The organism is Nocardia sp. NPDC049737 (assembly GCF_040674755.1).
Classification (GTDB): domain Bacteria; phylum Actinomycetota; class Actinomycetes; order Mycobacteriales; family Mycobacteriaceae; genus Nocardia.
In genome coordinates this window covers 36,667-48,462 of the sequence record NZ_JBFANH010000004.1, presented here as the reverse complement: position 1 = coordinate 48,462, position 11,796 = coordinate 36,667, and the positions used below count along the sequence as shown (strand labels likewise).

Sequence of the window (11,796 nt, the reverse complement as noted above, 5' to 3'; positions counted from 1 at the left end):
CGGCAACATGACGTTTGTTGTGCAAAGACGAAGGGCCACAGTGGGGTTGGCCGTGGCAACAGCGGTTCCGTTGTTCATGGGTGGGCCCGCGGCGGCGGATTCTACCGGGCCCGAGTGGCCGGCCATCGGTGATATCGCCACCGGAAGCGCTGCCGTCGACGCGACCGGGACCGGGAGTGCGGCTGCGGATTCCGGGAGCAGCTCCTACGGCGGCGTCTTGGATCTCGAACCCAGGGGCTTCGTCACCGGCAGCGCGACTCCGGGGACAGCGATGTCGGGTAATACGAGGCAGGGCAGCGCGGCGACCGGCACAGGCGGCATCGACAACGGCGCCGATGACCCACCCGCCGGCGGGCGCGCGGATGCGACGGCCGGAGCGGGTGAGTCGCTCGGCCTCGACCCGGGCAGCGTCCAATCCGCCTGCACCGGCAGTGCCGTAATCGGAAGCGCGACAATACTGCTCGGTCTGATGACCGGCAGTGGCGTAACCGGCAGTGGCGTAACCGGCTCCGGTTTGATCGGCACCGGTTCCGTCGGTTCGAGCGGATCCGGGCTCGGCAGTGTCGTGGTCGGCAGCGCGATGACCGGAAGCGCGCTGCTGACCTGTCTGCTCCTGCTCCCGGTACCAGAGCCGGCTCCGCCCGGCATCCCCCTACAACTCGGCCCACCGCCGCCTGCGCCCGCGATACCCGCACCGGCAGCGCTGGTTGCCCCACCTGAATTCCCCCCGCCCGCACCCGCGCTCGCGCCGGAAACGCCGATCCGCACCACCCCGCACCGACCAGCGCCTGCGGCGGCCGAATCCGCCCCGGAGAATCCGATCGCCTGGAACCTGCTGGAGCTGGTGACGGTCATGGTTGTCACGGTCCTGACCGTGGTCCGCAAGGTTGCTGTAGGTCGCAACCGGCGAGCCGAATGACTCCCGCGGGCGCAGCCCTGATCCGCTGAACCCGGGCGAATGCTTGCACGAACGGCTGTTGGGGCTGCGCGTCTCATGAGCGGTGGCTATCATAACGGCGGACACTCAAGAACTGGTCTGGGGCAACGGATTTGGATCATGGGCACCGGCATGGAACTCGTGATCCGCACCACACGTGCTGCCCACATGGGGCAGATCGGCGCGACTGAAGTCGTGCGAGCAGTTTGTTCGTAACCCGTTGTTCATCTACCTGCCGAAGCTCGCCGCTGTGACGTAACTGAGGTCAGTGCTGGGTCCGCTCGATTGTCAAGGTTCTTTAGTTTTCAAAAGGTCGGAGTTCATCTGTGACAACGCACACGCATCACCCACCGGAATCACGCTCCTCGGTCGGCGGCTCACCGGGCTTCGGGGCCGGTCCGCGCATCGTGATGTACACCCCCGAATTCGCCGCCGACCCGCACCGGGTCTACGGGGAGATGCGCGAGAAGTTCGGTTCGCTGGTGCCGGTGGATCTCGCCCCGGGCGTACCGGCCACGCTGGTGACCGGCTACTACACCGCGATCCGCATCCTGACCGATCCGGACCACTTCCCGGCGGATCCCCGGACGTGGGAGCGGAACATCCCAGCGGACTGCCCGGTACTCGGCATGATGAGGCGGCGGGAGAACGCCCTGCGCACCGACGGGCAGGAACATAAGCGCTATCGCGAGTCCGCCAGCGCGGCGATCAATGACGTCGATCTGCTCGGCATGCACGCTGTGATCGAACAGATCGCGATCCCGCTGATCAACGAGTTCTGTGCCGACGGACACGCTGATGTGTTGCAACGCTACGTTTTTCCTCTTGTGTTCACCGCGGTGAACACCATGCTGGGCGTCGACTCGGATATCGGCGCGCGGGTCGCGGCGGCGGTGGATGCCATGTTCGATGCCGGAGCCGAGGTCGGTGCGGGCGACCGAATGCTGCACGAGGCGCTACGGGTGCACGTCGATCGCAAGCGGGAGGAGCCGGGTGACGACATCACGACTCGATTGATGCGTCACCCGAGCGGTTTGACCGATGAGGAGGTGATCCAGCAGTTGGTGACGCATTACGCGATCGGGGTCGAACCGCTGGTCCACCTCATCGGCAACGCGTTGCGACTGATGTTGACCGACGATCGATTCGCCGCGGGCATGCACAGCGGTAGTCTGTCGACCCGCGATGCGCTGGACGAAGTGCTGTTCACCGACCCGCCGTTGGCGAACTACTGCATTTCCTATCCCCGGCAACCGATTCTGCTCAATGGTGTGTGGTTGCCCGCCCACCAGCCGGTCGTCATCAGCATGGCCGCGTGCAACAGCGATCCCTCCGTCAATGCGGTCGACGGGGTCGAGCGCGATGGCAATCGTTCGCATCTGGCCTTCAGCGCCGGACCACATATGTGCCCGGCACAGGATGCCGCCTACCTGATCGCCCAGGACGCGATAGATCAACTGCTCGATGCCCTGCCCGAAATCGAGTTGGCCGGTCCGGCTGCCGAACTCGGCTGGCGCACCGGGCCGTTCCACCGCGCGTTGACCGCGCTGCCGGTCGTCTTTCCGAAGTCCGCTCCGTTCCCGGAGTTCCCGCCTCTCTGAGAACCCCTGCCGAGCCGAGGGCCGAGATCGCCGCACCGTCGACGATCTCGGCCCGCCAGCGGACGCCGAGACCTACATGAGTTTCATCGGCGCGGACGGTGTGAAAACGACCGGGAATGCCGCCATCGCACGGTGGAACGGACCGGGCCGCCAGATCAGCTGATCCGGGTGCACCCCGAGCTGGATATCGGGCAGTGCGTCGAAGAGCTGATCGATGGCGTACTGAACCGTCAGGTACGCAACACCTTTGGCCGGGCAGGCGTGCGGCCCGGCGCTCCACGCCAGGTGTGAGCGATTGCCGAGACGTCTTCCGTCGGCGTCTGCGTCGCCGCGGATCTCCGGGTCGTTATTGCAGCCGGTGAGGCTGATGACGACCGGTTGGTCCGCGGGCAGCCAGATATCGTCGACCATGATCGGCTGGCGCGGATAGGTTGTGCAGAAGTTCGCCATGGGCGGGTCGTTGAACAGAACTTCGTCGATCGCGGTGATCGTCGACAGGTTTCGTCCGAGGACATCCGCGCACTTGAACCGGTCGTCGGTGATCATCAGCAGCAGGGCGTTCGTGATCAGGTTGCGCTGTGCTTCGAATCCGGCGCCGTAGAAGCTCATCAGCTGGGCGAAGATTTCTATGTCGTCCATGGCGGCCGGGTGGTGTGCCAGCCGTGAGGTGACGTCGTCGCCGGGATGGTCGCGTTTGAGCTGGATCAGCTCCAGTAGTGCCTCTTTGAGCATCGCCATGCCCTGGGCGCTGCGGACGGTGTCGAAGCGCGCCGCCATGCCGCTCGCGACGCGCTGCCCGATATCGGGTGGGCAGCCGACGATTTGGTTCAGGACACCGAGGACAAGCGGAAATGCGTACTGGGTAACCAGATTGGCGTTTCCGGCCTTGCAGAAGGTGTTGATCAGCGGGATGGCGATCTGCTCGATGGTCGAAGGCAGTCCGTGCACATCGATTCCGTCGATGCTCGCGACCGAGGCATCGCGATAGCGGGCGTGGGTAGGTCCGTCGTTGTTACGTGCGGCCGGGAGCCAGGCCATCATCGGCCGCACCGGGCAGTCCTCGGGGACGGTCTTCTGCCAGACGCGGGGATCGGCGGGGAAGTGGGTGGGGTCGTTGAGGATTCGCACGGCGGTCGCGTAGCCGATCACGAGGGTGGCCGGCACTCCGGGGGCCAACTCGATCGGAACCAGCGTGCCGTACTTACGCCGCATCTCTTCATAGGCGTGGTGCGGATCGGCGACGAACTCCGGTGTATACAGCGGAATCCGCTCACCGGTAGTGCTCGATGAGCCGTGCTGCACGGGGCAAACTCCGGTCGTGCCGGTATGCGGATCGGACATGGGGGTATGCGGTGTGGTCAAAGACGTTACTCCAAACGGTGGAACAGAATTCGACAAAGACTGAATCAATGAGCGCGGGCAGATTCCTCGACCGAGGTCAGCGGTGCGTCGTCGAGTATTCGAAACGACACACCCTTCCTAGGACCTTTCCGGAACCTGGCGACTCGCCCACGCTAGCAACATAGCAACGGGCAGGCCACGACGCCCGGGGAACCTGGTTGCCAGCCGGTTGGTTAGAGCGTGTCGTCGACGACTATTCGATCGGGCCGCCGACGGGTAAGCGGTTGATCGGGGTGGCTGAATCGCCCCGTGGCGTTTCGTGGACACCGATCAGCCGCAGTAGCGGCGCTGTCATCGCCGTTGTCACCAAAGCCATTACTACCAGTATCGAATATAGCTGTGGGCCAATGAGTCCCGTACTGAGCCCCACGTTGAGTATGACGAGTTCGGTCAGGCCGCGGGTGTTCAGCAACGCCGCCAACGCCGCTGCTGATCGCGATGTCAGACCGGTCAGTCGCCCGGCTAGATAAACACTGCCGAGCTTCCCTGTGACGGCCACCACCATGATCACTACCAACTCGCCGACGGCGGCACGGTCGATCGCCCCGAGATCGACCGCGAGTCCGGCCACGACGAAGAATCCGGGCAGCAGCACCAAGCTCAGAATCCGGGCGCCGGATTCGACCGCTTCGCGTCGCGCGCGTGGGAACACCACACCGAAGGCGAACGCACCGAATATCAAATGCAGTCCGATCCATTCGGTTATCGCGCCGAGCAACAGCGCGCCGCCGACACCGATCACGATCATCGTCTGCTCGGTGCCCGCCACGGCGATCCGCGCCAATGCCGGGCGCACGACCCACCACGTCACCACCACCACCGGCACCAGCAGCGCCAGTCGCCACTGGCTGCCCGTTCCAGGGTGCGCGACGGCCAGCACGACGGCCAGCGCCGTCCAGGCGAAGATGTCGACCAGCGCCGCACAGGCGAGGCTGAGCTGACCGATTCCGGTGCGCGTCAGCCCACGATCGTGCAGGATCCGGGCCAGCACCGGAAATGCGGTCACCGCGAGGGCACAGCCGATGAACAGCGTGAAGCTCGGTAGGTCACCGGTTCGGTGGCGGGCGAGCGCGGTCGCGGCGATGCCGCAGCCCAAGACGAACGGCACGGCGTAGGCGGCGACCGATACCGCCGGAATCGAGCGTCGGCTGCCCGAGAATACGCCGCGGTCGAGTTCCAACCCGGCGACGAACATGAATACGGCGACGCCCACATTGGCGAGCAGGGTCAGATACGAGCGGACCTCGTGCGGGAACAGCATGTCCGAAAGATGCGGCCCCAACACGGTCGGGCCCGCGAGTATTCCGGCGGTGATCTCGCCGATCACCGCGGGCTGGCCGACACGTTCGGCCAGCCACCCCAAGATCCGAGCGGCTGCCATGATGAGGGCGAGATCCATTAGGACCACAACGATTTGACTACTTTGCACTTACTTCTCCTCGCGATTCGACGGGCGTGCGCCGATCAGCTTGCCCACATCGCGCTCAGTGTGGTGATGACACAGTGCAATGCCCGTCCGGTATCGAGTCCGGTGCCGAGGCGGCTTCGGGGTTCGCAGTCCAGGTGCAGGCCGGCCGGTGCGGTGCCCGTGGTCCGGCAGGCGCTGACGTAGGTGTGGATCGCGGCGGCGGGATCGTCGGCATGCATCGGATCGCACATCCAGCTCACCGGGGTACCGCACCGGGTGGCCGCCTCGAACAATGCGGGCAGTGCGTCGGCGGTACGGGTGCCGGACAACGCCGGAATGAGCGTGAGCCGACCGGGCCGACGCATAGGATTGAGATATCGGCACAGGAATTCGACATCGTCCGGCGTCGCGGTCGGTCCGAGGGTTACCGCCAGCGGGTTGCGGACCCGGGCGGCGAAAGACAGGTGCTGGGAGGTGAATTCGTGGTTTCGGTCGCCGATCCACAGCAGTTGGGTCGAACGGTCCCACTCGTGCCGGGTCAGCTGAGGTCGAGTCGCATCCGACTCGCAGGCCCGGACGGTGCGCGAGATATGCAGGGGCGCGATGGAACTGTACAGTTCACGGGAGGCTGTGGGCGCGCTTGCCGCGATCGGGAGCATCGCGGCTACCTCGATCAGCAGATCGCGCACCACTGACGCCTGGTAGCGGTCCGCAGCGCCGCGCAGCATCTGTGTGCAGAGTGCGATGGGCGGGTTAGCGACGCGCCAATATTCCAGCTGTGCCGCGGCCCTGTGGTATTCCTGATCGCCCGCCGAGGTCTCGAAATCGGTTGGTGTTCTGCATGGTTCGCTGTTCGTATGCAATTGGCCGATGGTCACGATCGGTAAATCGAGTCCGTGCTTCAGCACGGCGGCAGCACAGATTGCCAGCGCACGGCGGGCGGGCAGCGTCGCGGCATCGAGGGCTGCGGAAGTGCGGGCGCTGAGATGTACTACGAATGCCTGCCCGCGCGCTGCGGCGGCCAAATCGGTGGTGAGCGAGTCGGATTCGCGCGGATGGACCAGCACGGGCAGGGGGCGCGAACACTGTCCGTCGGTGCGCGGTGACTCGGCATCGCAGCCACCCCGGCGCACTGTCGAGGGGTGGGCCGGTTGTGATCGGGAGTAATCCGGCTCATCGGCCCAACTCAGATCTTCATCCGAGACGGCGGCATGCTCCGGTGGCACAAAGCTGGGATTGAATATCTCACGGATATAGCACAGCGGCTGATGCTCTCCGAGCATGATGACGTACGCCTTGAACGCGCAGAGGCGACCATCGGGCCATCTCGTGACGCCCGCCCGCAGCACTAGTCGCCGCTGGGATAGACCCCGAGAAACCAAGCCGCGTCCGATAGGCACGTGCAGATCGTCCGTGCCGGCCGCGGTCGCCGGCCCACTCACGGCGACAACATAGTTTACCGATGCGGTCACCATGTCGGCATTGATCAGACACGAGCGACGGACGATGACGCGGTCGGGACCGGCCAACCGCAATGCCTCGGAGACGGTGGCGGGTAGCTGCTCGGCCACGAGTTCGTCCTGGCGCAGCACCCGCACCTGGAGATCCGTGCCGAGGATGGCCTCGAGTCTGGGCTGGGTGAAGCCGTCGGTGGCCAGCAGCCGCCGGGTGATCGGATGGCCGAAGCGCGCGATCTGTTGCATGGCTGTCCGGGGGCCCGAACCACCGACCGAGGAATCGCCCGGTGGTTCGGGGTCGGAGCGCGTGATCGTCATAGTGACCGGCTTCGCGCTGTGGTTTTCACGAAGGCCGGAACTAGAGTACGGGGACGTCGGCCGCCTTCGGGGGGAGCACCGGCCGCGCGACGGCCTCGACCTCGGCGGCGTCGCGGGGCCGCGTGGTCAGGCCGAGTACCGGCTCGGTGGTGATCCGCACATCGTTGAGCACCGTGTCCGCCAGCGGGTCACGCCAGTGGTCCCAGACGACCGACATGTCCAGATGGCCCATGTATTCGAGGTTCGCCGAGTCCGCGTGCAGCTTTTCGGTCTCGGTGAGTTCGGCGGCGATGGTGTCGGTCGGGGTGAGCTGTTGCTCTCCCGAGGATTCGTCCACATCGGTGAGTCCGGCCATGATCCGGGTGAACGACACCTCGGGGGTGTCGCCTTCGTGTGTCTCGGTGAGCTTGTCTGCGTGCGAGAAGTATTCGTCGGAACCGATGTACTGTTCGTACATACGCGAGACCAACACGAGGAACCGTGAGTAGGCCCGTCGGGCAGTGTGCTCGTAGAAGGCCATCGCGTCGGTTTCGCTCATTTCGCCACGCAGGGTGGTCGCGATCGCGGCCGCGGCGACGAGTCCGCCGTAGGTCGCCAGATGCACGCCGGTGGACAGCAGCGGATCGAGGAAGGCCGCCGAGTCGCCGACGAGGGCATAGCCCGGACCGCTGAACCGATCCGACACATAGGAGTAGTCCTGCTCGGCCTTGACCTCGGCGACCTGCTGCGCGCCTTCGAGCAATGCGCTCATCGCCTTGCTGTCGCGAATCGTGTTGAGGTAGTAGGCGTCTCGACCTTGCTCGCGTAGTCGCTCGCCCGCCTTGCGCGCGGAAACCACGTAGCCGACGCTGAATCGGCCGTTGGACAGGGGGATATGCCAGAACCAGCCGCCCTCGGGGGTGGACACGACATTGATCGCGCCTTCCGGGCTGTCCGGGTGCAGGTGCGCGCCTTCCCAATACGACCAGACCGCGACATTGCGGAAGGCAGGGTGCTGCCGACGCATGTTGAAGCGCCGCTTGGCCAGCAGGCCGTATCGTCCAGACGCGTCGACGAGAAAATCGAATTCCGTGGTCCGAGTGCCGCTGTCACCGGGGCCGGTCCATTCCACGGCTACCGGGCGGTCACCGTCGAAAATCACGTTCTCGACATTGGCGTTCTCGATCACCTGCGCGCCTTGTTCGGCCGCGTTGCGCAGCAGAATATCGTCGAATGCGTCTCGCTCGACCTGGTAGGACCAGGCTTCGGCATCGACGAGCTGGGACCAGTCCAACAGCCAGTTATCGTTCTGCCACTGGAAATAGCCGCCCCGCTTGATCTGGAAGCCATGCGCCGCGACCTTGTCGAACGCGCCGGAAAGACGCAGTGTCGAAAGGCATGATGCGAGCATCGACTCACCGATGTGATACCGCGGGAACGTATCTCGTTCCAGAAGCGTCACACGGATTCCTGCTCGAGCCAGCAGAGCTGCGGTTGTCGACCCCGCTGGGCCGCCACCGACAACGAGGACATGCGGATCGTTCGCCATTTCACACTCCTTGGAACAGCGGACGCCGACGTGGACTGTGCGCCCACATCAGCAACCGAACCAACTCCGGTCCCACGGTGGTGGATCAACCCGGACCGGGCGTCGCCGTCAGTTAGCCATCCGTGGCGACGCCCTCGTCAGATTGTAGCCGCAACAGTCGAATCATCAACCGCCGGAGTCGATTTGGAGGTCTCAGGCAATCGGTGGTAAACGGTGTCTGAAGGGTAGCCAATACCGCGAATCGGACCTTCTCGCCGGCCCGCCCTTACAAAGCACAACTGGGCGGGTGTCGGATGCGGCGGCGCGGTGTCCGCGAATGCATGTCAGCGCAGCACTTTTCGTCGAGATCGTGCGCCGCGATCGGAGGGAGTCACCTGGGTATGACAGGCGAGGCTGTTCGGTGTCGTTTGGCATCACCCCGCTCTTTCGGCAAATTCAGAGTAAAGCCCAAACCAGGTCCGCGCGAGGCGTTCGCAAAGTTGATTTCTGCGGTTGGCGATCCTTGCGCAGCGATCAATGCGCGGATTCCGCTGTGGTGGAAGCCATTTGCCGGATGAAGGGGCCAGCAACGTGGGTGCGAACTGTCAAGTGCGCACCCGCGTCGGCTGATCGCGACGTTCGATCGGGCGGTTATGCTCCGGCCCGCGCGACCTCGACGGTGGCCTCGGCGGCGTGCCGGGCGACCTCGGGAGTGCATCGCCCGAGTCCGCACGCGGTGGCAACGCCGAAAGCATCGCGCCCCAACGCCGCCTCGAAAAGCGCACGCGCGCTGTCGCTGTTCTCGACCGAATCCGTGGAAACCACACCTGCGATCACGCGCCAGTCGGTGGCGAGTGATCGCAGGGGAGCGTAGAAGCGGGGATCCAGCGGTGCGGGCTCGGCGCCGTACGCGCACGGAATATGCACTGGGGGCAGTGGCGCTCCTTGCCGATCCAGCAGTCGCGCAGTGCGATTGAGCAGACTGACCGCGGGAGCCAGACTGCGTGGGGCCAGCAGGCTCTTGTGCTGATAGTCGCCGTAGCACAGGTGCACGGTGGTTTCCGCACCGATCTCGTGCAGCCGTCCGAGGACGCCGGCGAGCTGACGCGCCACCAGCGGGGCCAGCGCCCACCGCGAACCCAGTTGCGTCGCTTTGACCATGCTCAACAGTGCGAGCGGGGACTCCAGCTGCCAGCTGATCCGGTCGCCGTGACGAGCGACTACCTCCGATACCTCCTGCACCATCGCTTCGGCGAACACGGGCAGCTGCCGCAACGCGGCGACCGTGAGATCGAAGTGCCGCAATGCCTTTCCGACCGGCAGCCCACCGGATACGGCTGCGCCCGCGAATGTAAACATTGCGAGATCGAGTGGATTCGGCAGGCTTATCTGAACTCTTGTCTCGGCTAATTCCGGTCGTTCGCGCTGCAATGACTCGAAGGCCGCCACTACCGCATCAATGCGCTCGACCCGGTCCATCGAAACATGCTGTGTTTCCAGCTTGCGGCCAGACTGGAGGCCGTAGCTGGGGAAGTCGCTGTAGTCGGCGAACCCGCCTTCCTCGACGATCTCGAAGACATCGGAATGCTGCTTTCGTGTCCGCAGGTAGTCGATGATCCAGTCGGGGTCGAGATCGCATGGCAAAGCGGTAACCGGCGAGCCTGCCGTGCGATCGGCAAACCATTGCAGGACAGCTTGATCGCCCGTCATCAGGTCCGCTGGAAGACTGCCGACATAGTGTGCGTACCTGGTCATAACTGGTCCCTTAAGGTTCGAAATACATGCGAGCGGTCAGCCAATAGTGGCGCAGGTGCGCGGAGCCGACAACTTCGACGTTTTCCGTTGTCGCACTTGGCGAATTCGGAAATCGGACGGGCTGTCAGGATACTGAGCAGAGCTCAGGGTGAACCCTGATCTTCACCCGGATATCGGTGCTGAGCTGGTGATTTATCAGCGCCCCGCTGCCAGTATCGAGGTGTCGGATCGTCGGATGGCGGTTCGCCCGAGACCTTCTGGAGGCTGGCATGTTGTGGAAAATCATCGGTGTCGTAGCGGTCGTCTGGATCGCGCTCGCCATCATCGGTGCGTTGATCAAGGGGCTGTTTCCGATTCTGGTGATCAGCGCGGTCGTCTTCGGGCTGTACCTGCTGTACAAGGCGGTCGCGGGCTCGGACAACTCCACCGTGAGCAAGCTGTAGCGTCGGCCCGCGGGCCCGCCGGGACTCGGGCGCCGCGGTTTCGAGAGGTAGGCCGTGCGCCGTCCGCCGCGGACGGCGCGCGGCCTACCCACGTTCGAACATCTGCTTGAATGACCCCTGTGGAGCAGGTTCCCGAGGATTGGCAGCGCGGTCTCGTCATCGTGGCGCATCCGGACGATATCGAATACGGCGCGGCCGCCGCGGTGGCGCGCTGGACGGGACAGGGCAAGGACATTCGCTATGTCCTGGTCACCTCTGGCGAAGCCGGCATCGCGGGTATGGCCCCCAGCGAGGCCGGACCGCTGCGCGAGTCCGAGGAGATCGCCGCCGCCAAGGTGGTGGGGGTGCACGAGGTGGAATTCCTCGGCTATCCGGACGGCCGCGTCGAGGAAACCCTGGCGCTGCGCCGCGACCTGGCCGCCGCGATCCGCCGTCATCGTCCGGAATTCGTCGTGCTGTTCAATTTCGGCGATACCTGGGCTCCCGGCTACGCCAATAGCGCCGACCATCGCGCGGTCGGCCGCGCCGCCCTCGATGCCGTATCCGATGCGGGCAACGAGTGGATATTTCCGGATCTCACCGAAACTCCGTGGTCGCCCCGGCTGGCTGCGGTGGTTGGACCGAGCGCCACGCACGCCGTCGACGTCACCGACACCATCGAACAAGCCGCCGCGTCATTGGCCGAGCACCGCCGCTACCTCGAGGCGCTCAGTCCCGAGCCGGTCGCGGACCAGGTGCGCGCGGTCATCGACATGGCGACCGCCCCGAAGTCCGGATTTTCGGCCGCGCGCGCGGTCGGCTTCGAGCTCTACCACTTCGGCTGACCGCTGTGATCGAAGTCACGTCTACTGTCGCCGTCGAGTCTGCTTTCGCGAAAATGTCGCGGAAATCACGTCCACTAGTCCTGGCTGACCCGATCGCAGGTGGTCGGGGCTATTGCTGTGATAGCGATCGTCTACTGATTCGGGG

General features: G+C 64.9%; 9 protein-coding genes. 4 read left to right on the top strand and 5 right to left on the bottom strand.

Annotated elements, in window-relative coordinates; genetic code table 11:
- Positions 1–52: 52 nt before the first annotated feature.
- Together AB0J47_RS06955 and AB0J47_RS06950 are read left to right on the top strand one after the other, a co-directional pair.
- A complete protein-coding gene (locus AB0J47_RS06955) occupies positions 53–919 on the top strand; it encodes a hypothetical protein (protein ID WP_364341438.1) in 867 nt (288 codons plus the stop codon).
- Between the two features lie 428 nt (positions 920–1,347).
- Positions 1,348–2,538, top strand: coding sequence for a cytochrome P450 (locus AB0J47_RS06950; protein WP_364342002.1), 1,191 nt, complete (start codon positions 1,348–1,350; stop codon positions 2,536–2,538).
- A gap of 72 nt (positions 2,539–2,610) precedes the next feature.
- On the opposite strand, the gene AB0J47_RS06945 is transcribed toward AB0J47_RS06950, so the two are convergent.
- From AB0J47_RS06945 to AB0J47_RS06925, 5 genes are all read right to left on the bottom strand, one after another.
- Positions 2,611–3,879, bottom strand: a complete 1,269-nt coding sequence (locus AB0J47_RS06945) for a cytochrome P450 (protein ID WP_364342000.1) — start codon at positions 3,877–3,879, stop codon at positions 2,611–2,613.
- A gap of 253 nt (positions 3,880–4,132) precedes the next feature.
- Positions 4,133–5,368: a cation:proton antiporter gene (locus AB0J47_RS06940; protein ID WP_364341436.1), complete on the bottom strand. Its 1,236-nt coding sequence runs from the start codon at positions 5,366–5,368 to the stop codon at positions 4,133–4,135.
- Positions 5,369–5,403: 35 nt separating this feature from the next.
- Positions 5,404–7,122, bottom strand: coding sequence for a 3-deoxy-7-phosphoheptulonate synthase (locus AB0J47_RS06935; protein WP_364341434.1), 1,719 nt, complete (start codon positions 7,120–7,122; stop codon positions 5,404–5,406).
- Positions 7,123–7,162: 40 nt separating this feature from the next.
- Positions 7,163–8,650: an NAD(P)/FAD-dependent oxidoreductase gene (locus tag AB0J47_RS06930; RefSeq protein ID WP_364341432.1), complete on the bottom strand. Its 1,488-nt coding sequence runs from the start codon at positions 8,648–8,650 to the stop codon at positions 7,163–7,165.
- A gap of 630 nt (positions 8,651–9,280) precedes the next feature.
- Entirely contained in the window at positions 9,281–10,384 is a 1,104-nt protein-coding gene (locus AB0J47_RS06925; protein WP_364341430.1) for a hypothetical protein, read from the bottom strand.
- A 269-nt stretch (positions 10,385–10,653) separates the two neighbouring features.
- Here AB0J47_RS06925 and AB0J47_RS06920 point away from each other — a divergent pair, with 269 nt between their 5' ends.
- Together AB0J47_RS06920 and AB0J47_RS06915 are read left to right on the top strand one after the other, a co-directional pair.
- Entirely contained in the window at positions 10,654–10,827 is a 174-nt protein-coding gene (locus AB0J47_RS06920; protein WP_169811369.1) for a hypothetical protein, read from the top strand.
- 119 nt (positions 10,828–10,946) lie between these two features.
- Positions 10,947–11,651 carry a PIG-L deacetylase family protein gene (locus AB0J47_RS06915; protein ID WP_364341998.1) on the top strand — a complete coding sequence of 235 codons (705 nt, stop codon included), beginning with the start codon at positions 10,947–10,949 and terminating at the stop codon, positions 11,649–11,651.
- Positions 11,652–11,796: the final 145 nt, after the last annotated feature.

Bases quoted from the DNA above. Each gene is read 5' to 3' on its own strand.
- AB0J47_RS06950 (WP_364342002.1), top strand. From the start codon at position 1,348: ATGTACACCCCCGAATTCGCCGCCGACCCGCACCGGGTCTACGGGGAG.
- AB0J47_RS06935 (WP_364341434.1), bottom strand. From the start codon at position 7,122: ATGACGATCACGCGCTCCGACCCCGAACCACCGGGCGATTCCTCGGTC.
- AB0J47_RS06930 (WP_364341432.1), bottom strand. From the start codon at position 8,650: ATGGCGAACGATCCGCATGTCCTCGTTGTCGGTGGCGGCCCAGCGGGG.
- AB0J47_RS06945 (WP_364342000.1), bottom strand. From the start codon at position 3,879: ATGTCCGATCCGCATACCGGCACGACCGGAGTTTGCCCCGTGCAGCAC.
- AB0J47_RS06920 (WP_169811369.1), top strand. From the start codon at position 10,654: ATGTTGTGGAAAATCATCGGTGTCGTAGCGGTCGTCTGGATCGCGCTC.
- AB0J47_RS06925 (WP_364341430.1), bottom strand. From the start codon at position 10,384: ATGACCAGGTACGCACACTATGTCGGCAGTCTTCCAGCGGACCTGATG.